16 protein-coding genes are annotated in these 19319 nt (G+C 34.0%); 8 read left to right on the top strand and 8 right to left on the bottom strand.

Annotated elements, in window-relative coordinates:
- Positions 1–91 precede the first annotated feature (91 nt).
- Positions 92–1390 (top strand): dicarboxylate/amino acid:cation symporter, encoded by a 1299-nt coding sequence (locus tag MY04_RS05150; RefSeq protein ID WP_066207304.1) that lies wholly within the window; start codon positions 92–94, stop codon positions 1388–1390.
- 327 nt (positions 1391–1717) lie between these two features.
- Entirely contained in the window at positions 1718–3583 is a 1866-nt protein-coding gene (locus tag MY04_RS05145; RefSeq protein WP_066207301.1) for a peptidase U32 family protein, read from the top strand.
- A gap of 136 nt (positions 3584–3719) precedes the next feature.
- Here MY04_RS05145 and floA read toward each other — a convergent pair whose 3' ends face one another.
- The gene (floA, locus tag MY04_RS05140) at positions 3720–4724 is read right to left on the bottom strand and encodes a flotillin-like protein FloA (RefSeq protein WP_066207298.1); all 1005 of its coding nucleotides are present in this window, start codon (positions 4722–4724) and stop codon (positions 3720–3722) included.
- A gap of 250 nt (positions 4725–4974) precedes the next feature.
- Between floA and MY04_RS05135 the strand changes: the two genes are divergently transcribed.
- Positions 4975–6483, top strand: coding sequence for a peptide MFS transporter (locus MY04_RS05135; protein ID WP_066207296.1), 1509 nt, complete (start codon positions 4975–4977; stop codon positions 6481–6483).
- A gap of 221 nt (positions 6484–6704) precedes the next feature.
- Here MY04_RS05135 and MY04_RS05130 read toward each other — a convergent pair whose 3' ends face one another.
- From MY04_RS05130 to MY04_RS28090, 4 genes are all read right to left on the bottom strand, one after another.
- Complete coding sequence (locus tag MY04_RS05130) at positions 6705–7445, bottom strand: hypothetical protein (RefSeq protein WP_066207292.1); 741 nt, start codon at positions 7443–7445, stop codon at positions 6705–6707.
- Positions 7446–7513: 68 nt separating this feature from the next.
- Complete coding sequence (locus MY04_RS05125) at positions 7514–8575, bottom strand: o-succinylbenzoate synthase (RefSeq protein ID WP_066207289.1); 1062 nt, start codon at positions 8573–8575, stop codon at positions 7514–7516.
- Positions 8576–8608: 33 nt separating this feature from the next.
- On the bottom strand, positions 8609–10006 hold the full coding sequence (locus MY04_RS05120) for an SPOR domain-containing protein (RefSeq protein WP_066207287.1): 1398 nt from the start codon (positions 10004–10006) through the stop codon (positions 8609–8611).
- A gap of 139 nt (positions 10007–10145) precedes the next feature.
- Positions 10146–12140, bottom strand: a complete 1995-nt coding sequence (locus MY04_RS28090; RefSeq protein WP_205960498.1) for a peptidylprolyl isomerase — start codon at positions 12138–12140, stop codon at positions 10146–10148.
- 58 nt (positions 12141–12198) lie between these two features.
- Between MY04_RS28090 and MY04_RS05110 the strand changes: the two genes are divergently transcribed.
- The 5 genes from MY04_RS05110 to MY04_RS05090 all read left to right on the top strand — a co-directional run bounded on the left by MY04_RS05110 (position 12199) and on the right by MY04_RS05090 (position 16860).
- A complete protein-coding gene (locus tag MY04_RS05110) occupies positions 12199–13503 on the top strand; it encodes a thymidine phosphorylase (RefSeq protein WP_066207283.1) in 1305 nt (434 codons plus the stop codon).
- A 131-nt stretch (positions 13504–13634) separates the two neighbouring features.
- A complete protein-coding gene (deoC, locus tag MY04_RS05105) occupies positions 13635–14300 on the top strand; it encodes a deoxyribose-phosphate aldolase (RefSeq protein ID WP_066207280.1) in 666 nt (221 codons plus the stop codon).
- A 5-nt stretch (positions 14301–14305) separates the two neighbouring features.
- Complete coding sequence (locus MY04_RS05100; RefSeq protein ID WP_066207275.1) at positions 14306–15451, top strand: phosphopentomutase; 1146 nt, start codon at positions 14306–14308, stop codon at positions 15449–15451.
- Position 15452: 1 nt separating this feature from the next.
- Positions 15453–16160 carry a purine-nucleoside phosphorylase gene (gene deoD, locus MY04_RS05095; RefSeq protein WP_066207270.1) on the top strand — a complete coding sequence of 236 codons (708 nt, stop codon included), beginning with the start codon at positions 15453–15455 and terminating at the stop codon, positions 16158–16160.
- A 196-nt stretch (positions 16161–16356) separates the two neighbouring features.
- On the top strand, positions 16357–16860 hold the full coding sequence (locus tag MY04_RS05090) for a hypothetical protein (protein WP_066207267.1): 504 nt from the start codon (positions 16357–16359) through the stop codon (positions 16858–16860).
- 71 nt (positions 16861–16931) lie between these two features.
- On the opposite strand, the gene MY04_RS05085 is transcribed toward MY04_RS05090, so the two are convergent.
- The 3 genes from MY04_RS05085 to pdxA are packed head-to-tail and all read right to left on the bottom strand — an operon-like array spanning position 16932 to position 19202.
- Positions 16932–17393 (bottom strand): Fur family transcriptional regulator, encoded by a 462-nt coding sequence (locus MY04_RS05085; RefSeq protein WP_066207263.1) that lies wholly within the window; start codon positions 17391–17393, stop codon positions 16932–16934.
- Between the two features lie 8 nt (positions 17394–17401).
- On the bottom strand, positions 17402–17842 hold the full coding sequence (locus tag MY04_RS05080) for a hypothetical protein (RefSeq protein WP_066207261.1): 441 nt from the start codon (positions 17840–17842) through the stop codon (positions 17402–17404).
- Between the two features lies 1 nt (position 17843).
- Positions 17844–19202: a 4-hydroxythreonine-4-phosphate dehydrogenase PdxA gene (gene pdxA, locus MY04_RS05075; RefSeq protein ID WP_066207260.1), complete on the bottom strand. Its 1359-nt coding sequence runs from the start codon at positions 19200–19202 to the stop codon at positions 17844–17846.
- Between the last annotated feature and the right edge of the window lie 117 nt (positions 19203–19319).

The following is a 19319-nucleotide window of genomic DNA, read 5'->3' as shown; positions in this document are numbered from 1 at the left end:
CATCAAAATGATAATTAGTTAAGAGCTCTTTTTCAGGAGTTTAGATCAATCAATTTTTAAATTACTTGTCCTTTTATAGGAAATCACAGAAATGAAGAAACTTGCTTTACATTGGAAAATCATCATTGGGATGGCTTTAGGTCTAGCTTTTGGGCTTACATTAAGTTATACAGGAAATGCTGATTTTTCGAAGGACTGGATAAAACCCTTTGGAACTATTTTTATCAATTTATTGAAATTAATTGCAGTTCCACTCGTACTTATCTCTTTAGTAAATGGAGTTGCTTCAATGACTGATTTATCAAAGTTATCTAAAGTTGGTGGTCGTGCTATTGCTATCTACCTTACAACCACTTTGATCGCAGTATCAATCGGATTGTTATTAGTGAACTTCTTCACTCCTGGCGAAGGCTTTTCAGAAGAAACCAAACAAGCTTTAATTACAAAATTTGCAGCTTCTGCAGATACCAAAGTTCAAGCAGCTGCTGAAATAAAAAGAAGAGGTCCATTACAACCTTTAGTAGAAATGGTACCTGATAATATTTTCGGATCCATGAGTAGCAATAAAAATATGCTACAAGTGATCTTTTTTGCCATATTATTTGGAGTGGCATTAGTGGCAATCCCTCTAGAACATTCAAAATCAGTAAAAGCTTTATTCTCTAGTTTAGATAAAGTAATATTGAAAATGGTTGATTTGATCATGAAATTTGCCCCTTTTGGTGTTTTTGCATTGATCGCCTCACTCATTTCTGAAATAGCAGAAAATGATCCATCGAAGGCAGTTGAATTACTATTCGCATTAGCAAAGTATTCACTTGTGGTTATTTTTGGATTGTTAATCATGATTGCTGTGATCTATCCTACTATGCTAAAAGTATTTGGTAAGGTAAACTATAAAGACTTTTTCAAAGGCATCTTCCCTGCTCAGATGATGGCCTTTTCAACTTCATCATCAGCGGCAACACTTCCTGTTACAATGAAACAAGTGGAGGAAGAATTAGGAGTATCAGAAGAAACTACAGGATTCGTGCTTCCACTAGGTGCCACAGTGAATATGGATGGTACTTGTTTATATCAAGGTATTGCAGCAGTTTTTATCGCTCAAGTATCTGGTATTGATTTAACACTTCAACAACAATTATCTATCGTTGTTACAGCAACTCTAGCATCAATTGGTTCTGCCGCAGTACCAAGTGCAGGTATCATTATGTTAGTTATTGTCTTAGAACAATTAGGATTACCGGCTGCAGCCATAGGATTGATCATGGCTCCTGATAGAATCTTAGATATGTTCCGTACAGTAGTTAACGTAACAGGTGATGCATCGGTAGCTATTTTAGTGGATAAATCCATCAAAAACGAAGCAGAAGATTTACAAGAGGCATAAGATCTTTTTATAAAACGAAATCCCCCGGAATTCATTCCGGAGCTTTCTATACGATCTCCCTTAGTTTATTTTACTAAAAAAAAGAGGTCAGGAGACCTTTAAAGTCTATAGGTACAAATGTCGCTATCTCTTAACATTTGCACCAGTTTTACTTCTTCCCTCTTACCTTTTACTTAAAACGAGCGTTAGCTTTGCACCTGCTACTTACTACCTGCTACCTAAAAAAGCCAACTTACTTAATCAACTCTAAGGATTAAGTAAGTTGGCTTTTTTATCAATTAGCTTTCCACTATCTTTGCACTCCGTTTACACATAACTTTCACATAAATGAGATCTTTGGAATTATTAGCTCCGGCTAAGAATATAGAAATTGGTATGTCTGCCATTAATCATGGTGCAGATGCGGTATATATTGGTCCATCACAATTTGGAGCAAGAGATGCTGTAGGTAACTCTATTTCTGATATTGAGAAATTAACCAAACATGCCCACCGTTTTCACTCAAAGATTTTCGCTACTATGAACACTTTGATGTTTGATAAAGAGCTAGAATCGGCTCACAAGCAAGCATGGAGTTTATATGAAGCAGGTGTAGATGCATTAATCATTCAAGATATGGGCTTATTGGAAATGGATTTACCTCCAATTCCATTACATGCAAGTACACAAACGCATAACTATCATTTAGAGAAAGTAAAATTCTTAGAAAAGGTAGGTTTTGATAGAGTCGTATTAGCTCGTGAGCTTTCCATTAAAGATATTGAAGAAATTAATAAGGCGACGAATGTTGAATTAGAAGCTTTTGTCGCAGGTGCGTTATGTGTGAGTTTATCAGGTCAGTGTTATATGTCAAATAATGTGGGCGACCGTTCTGCTAACCGAGGAGCATGTGGACAACCATGTCGTTTGCCTTATGATTTAGTCGATAATACTGGCAGAAAGTTAGCCAATCAAAAACACCTATTATCACTTAAAGATTTAAATATGAGTGATTATGTCCTTCCTTTAGCAAGAGCAGGCATTAAATCATTTAAAATTGAAGGTCGTTTAAAAGACGAATCTTATGTAAAAAATCAAGTAGGTAACTTCAGAAAAAGAATCGACTTTGTTCTAGATAAATATGGTGATGAATTCGTTGCAGATTCTCAAGGGAAAACAATGCTTGATTTTGAGCCTGCCATTGAAAAAACATACAACAGAGGGTTTACCACTTATTTCTATAAAGAAAGAAACCCAGAAATTGTTCATTTCGATACGCCTAAAGCTATTGGAGATAAAGTAGGTAAAGTGAAGCAAATCAAAGCGAATCAATACCTAATTGAGATGGATGAAGGTAAAAAACTGATTCCTGGCGATGGTTTATGTTTCTATGATAAACATGAGCAACTTCAAGGAATGAAGGTAGAACATGTGGATGCTGAAGGTTGGATCAAGACTTCTTTGGTGATGGGTGTTCGTGTGGGGGCTGATATTTACAGAAACCACGACCACCAATTCGTAAAGGACTTAAAGTCTCAGAAAACACAAAGAAAAATAGAAAGTGATATCGTCATGGATTGGAAAGATCATACGATCACTTTAACCATAAAAGATATTTACGGAAATACCTATTCTGATAAATACAAAGAACCTTTTGAAGTCGCATCCAATCGTGAAAAATCGGAACAAAACTTAACGAAAGGTTTAAAGAAATCGGGTAATACCATCTTCTTGATTAATAAAGTAACACTTCCTGAAGGTGATTTACCATTTATTCCAGGTGGTCGATTAAATCAAATGAGAAGGGATTTAATTGAAGCTTTTGAGAATAAAAGAAATTCTGAATACAAGCAACCGCCGAGATTAAATACGGAGATTGATCACTCTTATCCTTTCCCTCAGAAAATACAGAAATGGGATCACCATGGTAATGTTTTAAATAAGTTAGCGAGACAATTTTATGCAAAACATGGTATCACAGAAATCGAGGAAGGTTTTGAAGGAAGAGAAGACAAATCGAAACTTCGTTTGATGACTACTAAGCACTGTCTTAGATATCAAATTGGTCTCTGTGATGAGTACGAAACGTTCGTAAAAGCACCTGAAGATGTAAAATTCCCATTGTTCTTAAAATCTAAGAATGCTCGTTACAAGCTAAAATTCAATTGTAAAGAGTGTGTGATGATGATTGATGATGCTCCTGAGGAGGATTAAATCTAGTGGTTCGTGGGACGTTTTGGTAAAACGTCCGTACAAGGAAGTAGCTTAGAAAAATTAATAAATGAATATAAAAAAGGCGATCTCAAAAATTATTTTGAGATCGCCTTTTTGTATGATTAAGATTTATCTATTAATCCTCGTCCTCATCATCATTTCTCAATGATGTAGAGTCATCTTTAGAAGAATCTGCGATAGCATCTCTCATTGTTGTGTCGGCCTGTAAGTTTTTCAACTTATAATAATCCATGATACCTAAGTTACCGCTACGGAATGCTTCAGAAATTGCCAATGGTACTTCAGCTTCAGCTTCGATTACTTTCGCTCTTGAAGCTTGTGCTTTCGCTTTCATTTCTTGCTCAACCGCTACGGCCATTGCTCTTCTTTCCTCTGCTTTCGCTTCTGCTACTTTAAGGTCGGCATCAGCTTGGTCAATAGAAAGTTTTGCACCAATGTTATCCCCAACATCAATATCAGCAATATCAATAGATAAGATTTCGAAAGCGGTACCTGAATCCAAACCTTTTTCTAATACTAGTTTAGAAATTTTGTCAGGGTTTTCTAGTACCTCTTTATGTGATAACGAAGAACCAATTGAAGTTACAATACCTTCACCCACACGAGCAAGGATAGTTTCTTCACCAGCTCCACCTACTAATTGAGCGATGTTAGCTCTTACAGTCACACGTGCTTTAGCAACCAACTGAATACCATCTTGTGCAACAGCAGAAACTGATGGAGTATTAATTACTTGAGGGTTTACTGAGATTTGAACGGCTTCAAATACATCACGACCCGCTAAGTCAACAGCTGCAGCTAATTTAAATGATAAAGGAATATTTGCTTTATCTGCAGAAATTAATGCCTTAATTACCGATGGAACATGACCACCTGCTAAGTAGTGAGTTTCTAAATCAGAAGTTGTTAGATCCAATCCAGCTTTAGTAGCTGTAATCAAAGAATTGACAATAATTTTTGGAGGAACTTTACGAATTCTCATTCCTACAAGACTGAACAAACTGATTCTCACATTAGAGAAGAATGCTGTAATCCATAAATTAACAGGAACAAAATACAATAGTGCAAAGAATCCTATTACTCCTATCAATAGGACACTGGCTAAAAATGGCAAAGTCATTTCTTAATTTTAGTTTATAAATTTAAAAAATTAGTTATTTGGATGTAATATAGCATTTATATTTTATTGAAATGATGTTTAATATCAACTTTTTCTTTTGGATAAATTTTAGATATTTGCATTTCAAACAATTCAATTAGTTTTAGTATAAAATGCAAATTGTGTACTTGGGCTAAACTTTATGTTCGTAAGCTGAACACATCGAACTTAATTAGAATTAAATTTATTACTAACCAAAATTAATTTACACGTGAGTAAGACGACAACGGGGCATCCTAAAGGTTTGTATACCTTGTTTGCCACAGAGTTCTGGGAAAGATTTAGTTACTACGGAATGCGTGGTTTCTTCGTATTATACCTAACAGCAACACTAGCAAACGGAGGCTTTGGCCTAGAAAAAACAGAAGCGTATAGTATCTATGGTATTTTTACAGCATTAGTTTATGTAACTCCTATTATTGGTGGTATCCTTGCTGATAAAATCCTTGGACAAAGAAAATCAATTTACATTGGTGCCTTATTGATGGCTATTGGTCAATTCACTATGGCATTATCTATTTATGACGCGCACGATTTATTCTTGACTCGTCATATGTCGCTTTACTTAGGTTTAGGTCTACTTATTATTGGTAACGGTTTCTTTAAACCGAACATTTCTACTATGGTTGGTGGTTTGTACTCTGCAAACGACCCTAACAAAGATTCAGGTTTCACAATTTTCTATATGGGTATTAACCTAGGTGCTTTTGTAACTAACTTTATTGGTGGTTCTTTGGCTGAAAATGTAGGTTGGCAATATGGATTTATGGCAGCAGGTATTGGTATGGTCATCTCTACTATTTGGTTCTTCTTGAGAGAAACATCTGTAGTAAGTGGTGAAACAGGTCTTGCTGTAGGTATGTCTCCAAAAGATCAAGGTACTGAGAAGAATAAATTAGTGAGAAAGGATTGGAATAGCATCCTTGCTTATGTGGCTGGATTAGCTATTTTATCGTATATTCTTGTACACTTAGTTATTAATATTGATGGTGATTTATTAACTGATATAGTTCTAGTTATAGGTGTTTTAGGTTTAGGTTACTTATTTGTAACAATTTTCCAAAATACAACTGGTTCAACAGAATGGAATCGCGTAGGTGTAATTTTCGCCTTGGCTATTTTCAATATCGTATTCTGGTCAGGCTTTGAGCAAGCAGGTACTTCTTTCAATACTTTTGCAAACGAATATACAGATCGTAATGTATTTGGTTTTGATATTCCAGCTTCATGGTTCCAATCAATCAACGCCGTATTCATTATTCTTTTAGCTCCATTATTTACTATTATATGGACTAAATTGACAGCAGTTAAGGCGAACCCAAGAACTCCATTCAAGTTTGCATTCTCATTAGTATTCTTAGGTATTGGCTTCGGTATCATGGCAATTGCAAACGATACTTACAATGCTTCTAATGCTTTAATTTCTCCAATGTGGTTAGTAATGGTATATTTATTCCACACTGTTGGTGAGTTATGTATGTCACCTATTGGATTATCGATGATTACAAAGTTATCACCTCCGAAAATTGTTTCTGTAATGATGGGATTCTGGATGGGATCTATTGCTTTGGGTAACTTCTTAGCGGCTCAAATGACAGCGATTTCAGAACATTATCAATTCGATACTTTCTACTTTATCACAGTGTATGCTTTTGTAGCTGCTGCGGTTGCTTTCTTAGTATCTCCTATTTTGACAAAAATGATGAAGGGTATTCACTAGGATTTCCTTTTATATATATGAAAAGAGGTTTCTTCAATTTTTCTTGGAGAAACCTCTTTTTTTGTTTTAAGTCCTACTTACTTTTGATACTCATGCCTGGTATTGTGGTCCCACGATTGAAATCGTGGGTTGGTGATAGGTTGATTTTTACAACACTAAAGTGTAGTAAAAATTTGGTCGTATAATAAGACTTAGATGATTCTATTGTAAAATACATAGAGCTATCTAACTACTAACTCTACTGGATGACATTCATTTTCGTGAACTTGTAAATCCAGTTTTTTCAGTGGCATCCTTCTATCGAATTGAATTTTATTTTGGACTGAAAATATCTCATATTGTCCATGTCTTAAAGGAATATGTAAGTTTTTCAAATTCTCACAACTCACTTCATCATCACTTTCTTTGAGGTAACCGATTAGATCGAATTGATCAGTTTCAATGTCTCTTACAAATACATAAAAGCCAAACTTATCTAGTTTTTCCTCATTTGAATAGAAAATAGCGTTTCCAACATAGGCCCCCTTGGCTAAAGGTGATTGTACTTCTGCCCTATGATCTTTAAATATCACTTCATGAATGTGTGCAGAAAATATTTCTGTTAGATTGTAGTTAACGTCTAGGTATACTTTTTCAAAAGTCGCATGACCCTTCTTTACTTTTGATGTAGCGAATACATTCTCTACATATTTTTCGTTGTCATAGTATACTTTCGTGATTCTATTATCTTCAACAAATACTCTTGCATCTAAAATTTCCTTTTGATGTTTGTTGAAGAAATCTTTATCATCAGGCATAATTACCCATACTTCATGCCATCCATTTGTAGGAGTGGGTAGATGATTCTTCTCTTTGTGATAATAATCTTTTAATTCAGAAACGGTATAAACTTGTTGGGCAATTGATAAATTAGAAACAAAGAAAGTGTTAATCAGAATGAAGACGAAAATAGAAGATCTCATATCAAAATAGGTTGTTTAATTAAAATACAATTTCAACCTCTATTGATATTCAATAACTTATAACATTACTATAGATCATTATTTATGTCCCATTCTAATGCTTTATTATAGAAAATCTCTCCATTGTTCACTTCCAATGGTGAAGCAAAATTATTATGATATAATTGACCTGTTCCCAAGCCATGTGGTTTATCTATTTTATAGTTAGCTGTAAATTGAGCAATGGCATTTAACCCAATATTTGATTCTAAAGCAGAAGTCATCCACCAAGGAATATTTCTCTCCTCAGCAATTTTTATCCATTTGCTCGACGCCTCTAATCCTCCAATTAATGCCGGTTTTAAAATAATGTATTGAGGTTTCACAATATCCAATAACTCTTCTTGTAGATGTTCTTCTACTCCTATCAATTCCTCATCAAGGGCAATGGGTATTGGTGTTGCATCACATAATAATGACATCTCCTCTAACTGCTTAGGCCATATAGGCTGTTCAATAGAATGAATCTCAAATTCTGATAACCGATTCAACTTCTCTAAGGCTTCTTCAACAGGAAAAGCACCATTAGCATCAACTCTTAAAGTAATATCATTTGATGAATATTGAGAACGGATATATTTCAAAAGTGATAATTCCTGATCAAAATCTAACGCTCCGATTTTCATTTTGATACAATCGAAACCTTTATTTAATTTTTGATCAATTTGTTCCTTCATAAAAGACTTATCTCCCATCCATACCAATCCATTAATTGGTATGCTTTCTCCTTTATAAAAAGCATTATCATAGATCTTTTTAAACCCACCGTTATTCAAATCAAGTAATGCTGTTTCTATGGCGAAATAAAAACTAGGGTATAAGTCTTTATCAATAAACTCAGGTAAATCTTCTAAAGTAACTTTATGCTCATTTAAAGTTTCAATCAATGCTTTTAGACGAAGTTCATAATCTTCAAAATGATCAATACTTAATCCTTTTAAAGTATTACATTCACCATAACCAATTACTACTGGGTTTTCAGCATCAAAAACTGATACTATATAACAGTCCTTTTTAGAAATTGACCCACGTGATGTTTTTGCAGGAAAATTGAAAAGCAACTCTTTTTTGAAGTATTGAAATTTAAGCATTGCCACAAAATTTGATTAATAAAAAGGATTAGGTTAAAGAGTATTCATTTGATAATCGTCTCCAAGACGGAAAGAAGCTAATTTCTCTAGCATTTCTTCTTGTTCGAAGGTTCCTTTTTTGAAATTGGATATCTTCCCAATGTTATCACTATTTTGGAAGATAACCGATTCTAACATCCAATCTAATTTCCTTGTCTCAGGATTTCTCCTCCTTGTTTTATAGAAAAAGGCATCTCTATTTCCTAATAGTACCTTTTCTACATTTGGATCATCTAAATATCTGCTATAACGATTTCTAAATATTTTATCGATGGTGTTTTCATCATTAAAATTTTCCAACTGATACACTAAAGTACCTCTTTCAGAATTTTCGAAATAACAACTTAATTGGGTCTGTCCTACTTCTAGCAAAGCCGTTTTCCCTCTTCTGCTGTCTTTTGTTGTAAAATCAAAAGCAATCATTCGCTCTGTTGGATTTAAAGCATCCGGAAATGATCCAAGCAATCTTTTCACACTATTGTATTCATCAACAGCATGTCTATCACCAATATTTTTTGCAAATGATTTTAGAAGGTTGACATCATTTTTATTGGACTGAATTAAAGCTAATAGAAGACCTGATGCTGACTCTAATACTAAATAAGAGCGTAACTCCTTAGGATTAATTGTTACCTGATAACCGTTCATTTGCCAATCGTTATCAATCGCAATTTCTTCTGATTTTTGAATTTTATATCTTTTCGATTTTAAAATCCTCTCTGAAAATGCTTTTGATAGGCCTTCCTTGTAATCATTTTTTTCTTTTAGCTTCACTAAATGAATAGTTAATTCTGTATTAGAAAATGTTTCAACATACCTTCCTTCAACAATTTCATCTACATTATTTTTGAAATTTCTTTGAATGATTCCTCTAGGATAATCAAATTCTATATTACGGCTAATACTATTCGATCTTACATTAACATCATCAAAATAGGATAGTGATTTCAGAGATCTTATCTGAAAATTCGGGTTATAAGGTAGTTGCAACAATAGATCTAAAGATGTCCAACTAGCAGGATAATTATCAACTTCATTTTCTGATAAAGGAATTAATTCCTCATGTAGCTTATTATAGTTTTGAACTTCTAAGGCATTCAATCCAAAATTATCCTCTAGTCTCATCTTTAATGCTAAGACATCTTCCAAACTCTTCTCAGCACCAATAATAATATGATACCATTTCCCGTCTACATCATTAGCTTGTGTAATTGCATAAGGTGAAAGTCCCTTATTTTCGAGATAATCTATACCATTTTCCATTTCGTCGTACTCTCTAAAAGAGGCAATTTTAACAGAGAATGGCTTTTCATCATTGAACTGTTCTGGAGAACAAGAACAAAAAACAATGGCAGAAAAGATAATATACAAGTAAGGATGAATTAGTTTCATTTTGTTGCAGTTCATTCTAAAGGGTAACATTAATTCGTTACCCTCAAGTTAAAGTATATTTGTGAAATTATGAATTAGAATAATCCAAATCCAATAAATTATAATCTATGTTTATAATTCATCAATTAAATGATGCATTTTATTCAATTGAGGTCAATATTTCTTCTCTTATAATAGATATATCAATAATCTCATCTCCATATTCTAATTTTTGCATTACATCAAAACCATCTACCACTTCAGAGAAAATTGTATATCGGCCATCTAAGTGATGTGTTGGAACTAGAGAAAAGAAAAACTGACAAGATTCTGTATCTTTCCCTGCCGATGCAATACCTAAAGAACCTCTTTTATAATTGAGCATTGAAAACTCACTCGGAATGTTATAATCTAAACCACCAAAACCATCTCCTCTTGGATCTCCTCCTTGAGTAACAAAATTAGGGACCATTCTATGGAAGTGAAGGTGATTATAAAAACCACTATCAATTAAACTTACAAACATAGCAACAGTTGCAGGCGCCTCTTCTACTTTCAATTGTATATCAATATCGCCTTTTTCTGTTTTGATTCGTGCAATCTGATTCTGTTCAATATCCTTAATATATTCCCATTGAATACCTTTATTTGGATATGAAGTTTTTGCTTTAAACTCTTTCCCTTCTAAAAAGGCTATCGTCTTTTCTAATTCAATATAAGCTTCCACTTGAAGCGGTAACTCCAAAAGATCTTTGACCTCATTTAATTTGGCAATGGATGGAAAATGAGACTTAAAATGATCGTTTTTCTTATTTTGAATAAACTGACAAGCATTGTAAATCTGTGATACGTCTTTAGTTGCGATACATTCTTCGAGAATTCTTTTTAATTCTTCACCTTCTTTTTTTGATGGACGGAATTTTGAGGAATAATCATTTAAAACCAATTCAATAGATTTTGTTTTTAGAATATTTACATCAGTAGTTTTCCAAGTATCAAAAGCTAAGTGTTTTCCAAATTTAGATTCGGTAATTGCTTCTAACCAAATTGTTTTTTCATATACAGAAGGAGCATTTTCAAAATTTTCTAAGGCATAATTAAACATCTTTTTATCCTTATTCCTTTTACGAAGAATAGCTTTCATGGCTTCCGCTTTGGCATTATTGAAGTTAACCACCTCAAGAATATCAAACACTTCTTTTGCTTCTGACCAACCTAATTTGTTATAGATCGATTGAGCAGCAATTTCTGCTACAATAGGATCATTATAACTTAAATATTCTATTGATTTATTAATGACACCTGAATACCTTACTTTCTCTGTTGCCATTAAAGCATTTTGAAGTACAATTGGTGATTTTTCATCTGTTAAGATTTTCTTTAATGCAGTAGCACTACCCGCTCCTTTAGAAAAATTTTGAATCGCTTTTGTAAAATTGGCTCTGATTAACTCGTTTTCATGATGTCTAGCATTATCAAAAATATTCGAATTAAACGTTTCTAACATATGCTTACTATTGATTCTAGCAAAATAAGCACTACACCATTCTTTTGTTTCTACACTCTTTGATTTTGTAAAAATGCGCATGATTTGTTCTGAAGCATCATACGATTGATAACCCTGCCAATCTTTTGCTCTATGCAAACCCTTTACAATACCAAACATCACATTTTCATCACTTAATACGAAATGTGTCAATAGGTAAATAGCACCATCGTTCGCACATTTCCCCAAACTTTCGAACATATGTTCTAATAATTCTGTTTCTTTTTGATGTTTTACTATAAAATCAATAATAAATGGAGATAAAGAACGGTCTCCCATTTGCCCTAAAGCAAATGCAGCTGCTATCTTTACATTAAGGTGATTAGACTCTATTAGAACTCCTTTTATATCAGAAATTGCTAAAGTGTCTTGTACAGAACCAAGAGCAATTAAGACTTCTTCTTGATAAACGGTGTCCTTTAGAATCTTTAATAATTCTTTTGTATTACGTTCATCTCTAAGAGAATAAATTTCTCTAATTTTGTGGTCCTGAAATTTATTGGAATATTTTTCACCTCCACTAGTTCCTTGTTCTTCTTCTGAACAAGAAATTATGAAGAGACCTAAAAAAAATAAATAAAAAATCGATAAGAATTTATAGTTGCTCATTTGTGCTAAATATGTTTATCGATAAAATAACCAATTAAAAACCTCATACACAAATTTTATGCGTGCAGTCGATATAATCATTAAAAAAAGAGAGGATTTAGAATTAACTTCTGAAGAATTAAAAGAATTTTTAGACGGTTACCTAAAAGGTGATGTAACCGATTATCAAATGTCGGCCTTTTTAATGGCTGTCTTTTTAAATGGACTTTCTGATAATGAATTAAAAGTTTTAACAGAGACCATGAGAAACTCAGGCGACTTGATTCACCTTGAAGGAGTCACTAGATTTCTTATCGATAAGCATAGTACTGGAGGTGTTGGCGATAAAACTAGTATTGCTCTTGCTCCCCTCTTATCCACTTTTGGCATTGGTACAGCAAAGATGTCGGGTAAAGGCCTTGGCCATACAGGAGGTACATTAGATAAATTCGAAGCGATTCCTGGTTTTAAATTTCCAGAGTCTGAAGCTGAAATGGTCAATAGCATTGAGCATTCAGGTATCGGTATCATGGGACAAACAGATGATATTGTTCCTCTAGATAAAAAGCTTTATGCCTTAAGAGACGTGACGGGTACTGTAGATAGTTATCCTTTGATTGCCTCGAGTATTATGAGTAAAAAGCTTGCCGTTCGTTCAGACGGAATTATCCTTGACGTTAAAGTAGGCGATGGTGCTTTTATGAAAACATTGGAGAATGCGCAAAAGCTCGCAAACATCATGAGAGATATCGGAACAATGTTCGAGCGTAAAGTGCATATCGTACTTAGTGGTATGGAACAACCTTTAGGTAATGCTATTGGTAATGGACTTGAAGTCTACGAAGCAGTTGAATCTTTAAAAGGTAATGGTCCAAAAGACTTTGAAGAATTGATTACAACAATCACTGGTATTGCTCTTGTTCAAAAAGGTGATGTTAAAACGGTTGAAGAAGGTATTGAAAAGGCTGTTGCTAAATTACACTCGGGCGAAGCGGTTACTGCCCTTAGAGATTTCGTTGCTGATTGTCATGGTGACGCTTCTTATATCGAGCAACCTGAGAAATTCTTAACTGCTCAATTCAAATATGAATTAAAAGCGGATGCAGATGGTTGCATTTCCCAATTAAAGGCAGAGTCTGTAGGTACAGCAGGTATGCTTTTAGGTGCTGGTAGAGAAACAAAAGAAGATGTTATCGATTATGCTGTAGGTATTGTTCTAGAAAAGAAAGTAGGTGATGTGGTCTCTAAAGGAGATACTTTAGCCGTACTTCACTACAACAAGGAGAATGACAAATTCAAACAGGCAGTCGAATTATTGAATTCTGCATATCAGATATCAAACGATAAGGTGGAACAGCCGAAAGTGATTCTAGACATTCAATAATTATAGGATACAAAGAACTTTTGTGATGATTATTATTAATAATTGCAAAAGAAATGAGCATCACCTATTCAAATAGTAACTTTGTGCGTTACAAATAGAAATACAAATCATAATAAGCATATAAATTAGATATGAGTATAGCTAAATACGTTGATCACACTATTCTTGCAGCGAACGCGACTGCATCTCAGATTATTACTCTATGTGAAGAAGCGAAAGAACATAACTTTTTCTCAGTTTGTGTCAATACATCTTATGTGCCATTAGCAAAAGAACATACTAACGGTTCTGATGTTGCCGTATGTGCCGTAGTTGGTTTCCCATTAGGTATGATGGATACTGCTTCTAAAGTATTCGAAGCTAAAACAGCAGTTGAAAATGGTGCCGATGAAATCGACATGGTTATCAATGTGGGTAAACTAAAAGATGGCGAAAACGATTATGTGGAAAATGAAATCCGCTTAATCAAAGAAGCAATCGGTTCTAGAGTTTTGAAAGTGATTATCGAAACTTGTTACTTAACTGACGAGGAAAAAGAAAGAGCCTCAAAACTTTCTGTGAATGCTAATGCAGATTTCGTAAAGACTTCTACTGGTTTCGGTACTGGAGGAGCAACTTACGAAGATATTCAAATCATGAAAGACGCTGTTGCTGGTAAAGCACAGTTAAAAGCTTCTGGCGGTGTTCGTGATTATGAAACTGCTCAAAAATATATCGACATGGGTGTGACTCGTTTGGGTACATCTAGCGGAATTAAAATTATTCAAGGCGGTACAGCCGACGAAGGTAGCTACTAATATATATGAGTAAAAGAGTTGTTTTAATCGTTCTCGATAGTGTGGGTATTGGCTTTAGTGCCGATGCAGACGAATATGGAGATCGCGGTGCAAATACTTTAGGTCACATTGCCGATAGTGCAGGGTTAGACATTCCTAACATGCATAGAATGGGTTTAGGTAACATTGCTCCTTTACATGGTTTACCTTCTCTAGGTACGACTTCGGCTGCCTATGGAATGGCCAAAGAAGTTTCTAAAGGTAAAGATACCACTACAGGACACTGGGAAATTGCTGGTCAGATTCTTTCTGAACCATTCCCTACTTACCCAAATGGCTTCCCTGAAGATATTATTTCTGCTTTTGAAAAAGCAACAGGTAGAAAGACAATTGGTAATAAAGTAGCTTCAGGAACTGCTATAATCGAAGAATTTGGTGACCAACACGTTGCGTCGGGTGATTTGATTGTTTATACTTCTGCAGACTCTGTTTTCCAGATTGCTGCTCACGAAGAAGTTGTTTCTGTTGAGGAATTGTATAAATACTGTGAAATTGCAAGGGAACAATTGAATGTTGGTCGTGTGATTGCCCGCCCTTTTGTGGGTGAAAACGGTAACTATACAAGAACATCAAATAGACATGATTATTCTTTAGAACCATCAGAAAATATGCTAACACGTATTAAAGCTGCCGGTAAAGATAGTATTGGTGTAGGTAAGATATTTGATATCTACGCTGGTAAAGGATTTACTGATCATGTTTATACAAAGAGCAATGAAGATGGTATCGATCAGACTATTGAATACTTAAAGAAAGACAACAATGGTCTTGTCTTTACTAACCTAGTAGATTTTGATATGTTATTTGGACATAGAAGAGATCTAATTGGTTATAGAGATGCGTTAGAGTATTTCGATCAAAGATTACCTGAGATTATGGATGCCATGAAAGAGGATGATGTTTTAATCATCACTGCTGACCATGGTAATGATCCAATCTTTAAAGGTACTGATCATACTAGAGAACATATTCCGATTTTAGTCTATGGTAAAAAGGTAAAACCCGTCAACATTGGTTTTAGAAACACTTTTGCCGACATCGGAACTACAATTGAAGAATTATTATTAAATGAAGCCCCTACTACAGGAAGCTTCGCATCCATGATTTTATAAGATGAGTATACATATTGGTGCAAAGCCAGGTGATGTGGCAGAAGTCGTATTAATGCCTGGAGATCCATTAAGAGCTAAATATATTGCTGACAACTACCTTGAAGACGTTGTTCAATACAATAACGTAAGAGGTATGTTAGGTTTTACTGGAACGTACAAAGGTCATAGAATCTCTGTACAAGGTTCTGGTATGGGTATTCCATCAATTGGTATCTACGCCCACGAACTAATTACTGAGTTCAACGTACGTAAATTAATTCGTGTAGGTAGCTGTGGTTCAATGCAACCGCATATCAAACCAAGAGATCTAGTTATTGCTATGTCAGCTTCAACTGATTCTTCTTTCAACCAAAACCGTTTCGGTGGTAAGGACTACTCTCCTGCTGCTGATTTCGAAATGTTGAGAAAAGCCAACGAAGTAGCTACAGCGAAAGGTATCAAACCATATAACGGTAACATCCTTTCTTCTGATGCATTCTACGGAGATGATGCTGATGAGTGGAAGAAATGGGCTAAATACGGTGTTCTAGCGGTTGAAATGGAAACAACTGCTTTATATACTATCGCAGCTCAATTTAACGCTAGAGCGATGACTATTCTTACTGTATCAGATAGTTTGGTAACAGGTGAAGAGTTAAGTTCTGAAGATCGTCAGAATACATTTACAGATATGATGGAGATTGCTTTAGAAACTGCAATTGCAGACTAATTCAATTCCCCTCATCATTTGATGTACTATTGATATTACATGTATTTAAATAGATATTTCTATTAAGTACTAAGGATAATGGAGTTATAAATAAAGCTAAATACTTTTTAGTTAATTTATAACTCCATATTTTTTTTATATCTACTACTCTCCTATTTTTGCACGGATTTTTAACTTCATTCAAACTTCTTAATCCATGAAATATATCAAATACTTATGGGGCTTATCATTACTAGTGTATCTAGGTTTAAACCTTTTGGCTTATATCTATTTACCTGAGGATGGTGTTACAGTCATTCAACAAACAGCCAATAGTCAGGCAGTGTTAATGACGAGAAGCGATTTCTTTTACGCTTCTATGGGAAGTTTATTATTAGTCAACATCTTTTTTATTACCATTGGAAACGGAATTCTGTATTTTCCAAAAATTATGGTATTCGCTCCAAACAAAGACTATTGGTATTCAACAAAGGAAACTCGTGAAAAATTTGTTGAGATAGTAAAAGGTTGGACTAAAGGAATGGCGACTATTCTAACACTAATTTTACTAACTGTTGTTGGTGTAATTTATCAATCACAAGGACACGATCCTTTAGCCTTTAGAGTAGAATATTCTCCTATGATCCTTTGGATAATGGCTATTCTATGGTTAGGCGTTTATTTTATAGTACTTAAAAAGCCTAATTCAACTGAGGCATAATGGATATAAAATAAAAAGAGGGTGAATTAAAAAATAATTTAATTCACCCTCTTTTTTATGTTTTAGAACAATTACACTGATTGCTCTTCTTTATTCTTTTTTCCTTCACAATCTTCGTTTTTACAAACTCCGTAGAAGTTAAGAGAATGCTTTTCGATTTCGAAATTATAAACCTCTTCCACCATTTGTTGGATCTTCTGGATTCTAGGATCACAAAACTCAAAGATTTTATTACATTCCTTACAAATTAAATGATCGTGTTGTTTAAAACCGTGTGCTTTTTCATACAATGCTAAGTTTTTACCAAACTGATGTTTAGTAATTAAATCGCATTCTAAGAGTAAATCTAAAGTATTATATACTGTCGCTCTACTTACACGGTAATTTTTATTTTTCATGTTGATATAAAGCGATTCAACATCAAAATGTCCGCCTCTGCTATAGATCTCTTCCATGATAGCAAAACGTTCTGGAGTTTTTCTTAACTTTTTCTCCTCCAAATATTTGATAAATATTTCTTTAATATCTTCCATGTTACTATTTAATAATTTGAATTGAATTCAACAGCATCTTTCAGCTCATAAATCAATCCTGTTTCTTCGTCATTTAAATGAAGTGTCCCTTTAAAGGTGACTTCTTCTTCCGTTATTTCTCTATGATTCTTTAGGAAAATAGCCACTACTGACTCAGGTCCTGCACCACCACAGAAAAAACAACTTGAGAAAGGGTATACAGATAACATAATAGAGTTGTCTTCTGTTTCTACAGGAAGTACAAAACCTTTAATGACTATTTCAGAATTATCTAAAGCTTTCACTTCATTAGTAAATAATGGAAATGGTATGTCCATTTCAAACTCTTCTGAATATTTATATTCCCAATCAACCTTAAGAAGTTTCTGCCAAATCTCATCCTCCTCTTGAGCAAATGAGAAAGACATACACAGGTAGCTCAATAAAACAATAAAAAACTTTCTCTTCATTTTATTCCGAATTGTCTTCTGCTTTATTAGCGTTGTTCTCTGGTTTCTTATTGAAATTATCTTTACGACTTTTCCAATGTTCTTTTTTAGGGTGTGGAGGTCTATTTCCACCTTTATTGAACTTAGGATTACCTTGACCTTTGGCTTTATTTTCCAACATTTTTTGTTGTTTTGTTACCTGAGCCTCTTTTCTTTCACCCGCTTCTAATTCACTTAAGTCGTACTCTTCTTCCCCAACAGCACTATCAACAACCATTTTTTGATTCTTGATATGATCTTTACGGTCTTGAAGTAACTGTTTTGCATTAGGACGAATCATGTTTTCTACCACATTATTCCTCACTTTAACAATATCTACCGCTTGCATCAATGCTTCACGGAAAGATTTCTCGTCTGCAATACCTTTACCTGCAATATTATAAGCTGTTCCATGATCAGGTGATGTTCTTACAATATCCAAACCTGCAGTATAATTCACTCCACTTTCGAATGCATGTAATTTAAATGGAATTAACCCTTGATCGTGATACATACAAAGGATACCATCATAGTTTTTGAAAGATAATGTACCAAAGAAGCCATCAGCTGGGAAAGGTCCAAATACTAAGTTTCCTCTTTTTTTGAACTCCTTCACGACAGGTCCAATCACATTAATCTCTTCATCTCCCAATAACCCTTCTTCACCTGCATGTGGATTAAGTCCCATTACAGCTACTTTAGGTTTTGTGATTCCGAAGTCTTTCTTCAAAGAATCAATCATTACATTCAACTTCGCTGTCACTAATTCTTTAGTAATAGCATCAGATACTGCTTTGATAGGAATATGACCAGTAACAACACCTACTCTTAAATCGCCAGCACAAAGTGTCATCAATGTTTCTCTATCCTTAGCAAAATTTTCATTGTAATATTCCGTATGTCCAGCATACTGAAAATTTTCACTTTGAATATTTGCTTTGTTAATTGGAGAAGTAACTACTGCATCTATCACTTCAGATCTAAGATCTTCAGATGCTTTATCAATAGATAAATAAGCACAATGTCCTGCTTCTTGAGTTACTTTACCAGGTTCTAATTCTTGAACTTCACTCCAACAGTTCACTACATTAATCTTCTGATCATGAATGTAACTGTTGTTGTTATATTGATGATAAGTAAACTCTTCTAAGTTTAATATCCTTTTGTACTTAGTCAAGATTTTGCCTGAACCATATACAATTGGAGTACATATATTTGTTATCCTCTTGTCTTGCAACACTTTAACGATTACTTCCGGTCCAATACCATTGTAATCTCCTATTGTAATACCAATACGAGGTTTATTAGATCGTCTATTTTTTTGATTTTTATTATCTCTCATATTTCTGTAAAAAGTAGATTTTGTACATCTACATTTAAATTCAATTAATCAAAAGTAATCATTTATGCTATCTTTTCTATGTTAAATAGTATTAACCTTAGATTGAATAAAAATAAT

Source organism: Flammeovirga sp. MY04, assembly GCF_001682195.2.
Lineage (GTDB): Bacteria > Bacteroidota > Bacteroidia > Cytophagales > Flammeovirgaceae > Flammeovirga > Flammeovirga yaeyamensis.
This window is presented reverse-complemented; position numbering and strand designations above follow the sequence as displayed.

Excerpts from the sequence above, each read along its gene's own strand:
- MY04_RS05150 (WP_066207304.1), top strand. The coding sequence starts at position 92 with ATGAAGAAACTTGCTTTACATTGGAAAATCATCATTGGGATGGCTTTA.
- MY04_RS05145 (WP_066207301.1), top strand. The coding sequence starts at position 1,718 with ATGAGATCTTTGGAATTATTAGCTCCGGCTAAGAATATAGAAATTGGT.
- floA (WP_066207298.1), bottom strand. The coding sequence starts at position 4,724 with ATGACTTTGCCATTTTTAGCCAGTGTCCTATTGATAGGAGTAATAGGA.
- MY04_RS05130 (WP_066207292.1), bottom strand. The coding sequence starts at position 7,445 with ATGAGATCTTCTATTTTCGTCTTCATTCTGATTAACACTTTCTTTGTT.
- MY04_RS05125 (WP_066207289.1), bottom strand. The coding sequence starts at position 8,575 with ATGCTTAAATTTCAATACTTCAAAAAAGAGTTGCTTTTCAATTTTCCT.
- MY04_RS05120 (WP_066207287.1), bottom strand. The coding sequence starts at position 10,006 with ATGAAACTAATTCATCCTTACTTGTATATTATCTTTTCTGCCATTGTT.
- MY04_RS28090 (WP_205960498.1), bottom strand. The coding sequence starts at position 12,140 with ATGAGCAACTATAAATTCTTATCGATTTTTTATTTATTTTTTTTAGGT.
- MY04_RS05110 (WP_066207283.1), top strand. The coding sequence starts at position 12,199 with ATGCGTGCAGTCGATATAATCATTAAAAAAAGAGAGGATTTAGAATTA.
- deoC (WP_066207280.1), top strand. The coding sequence starts at position 13,635 with ATGAGTATAGCTAAATACGTTGATCACACTATTCTTGCAGCGAACGCG.
- MY04_RS05100 (WP_066207275.1), top strand. The coding sequence starts at position 14,306 with ATGAGTAAAAGAGTTGTTTTAATCGTTCTCGATAGTGTGGGTATTGGC.
- deoD (WP_066207270.1), top strand. The coding sequence starts at position 15,453 with ATGAGTATACATATTGGTGCAAAGCCAGGTGATGTGGCAGAAGTCGTA.
- MY04_RS05090 (WP_066207267.1), top strand. The coding sequence starts at position 16,357 with ATGAAATATATCAAATACTTATGGGGCTTATCATTACTAGTGTATCTA.
- MY04_RS05085 (WP_066207263.1), bottom strand. The coding sequence starts at position 17,393 with ATGGAAGATATTAAAGAAATATTTATCAAATATTTGGAGGAGAAAAAG.
- MY04_RS05080 (WP_066207261.1), bottom strand. The coding sequence starts at position 17,842 with ATGAAGAGAAAGTTTTTTATTGTTTTATTGAGCTACCTGTGTATGTCT.
- pdxA (WP_066207260.1), bottom strand. The coding sequence starts at position 19,202 with ATGAGAGATAATAAAAATCAAAAAAATAGACGATCTAATAAACCTCGT.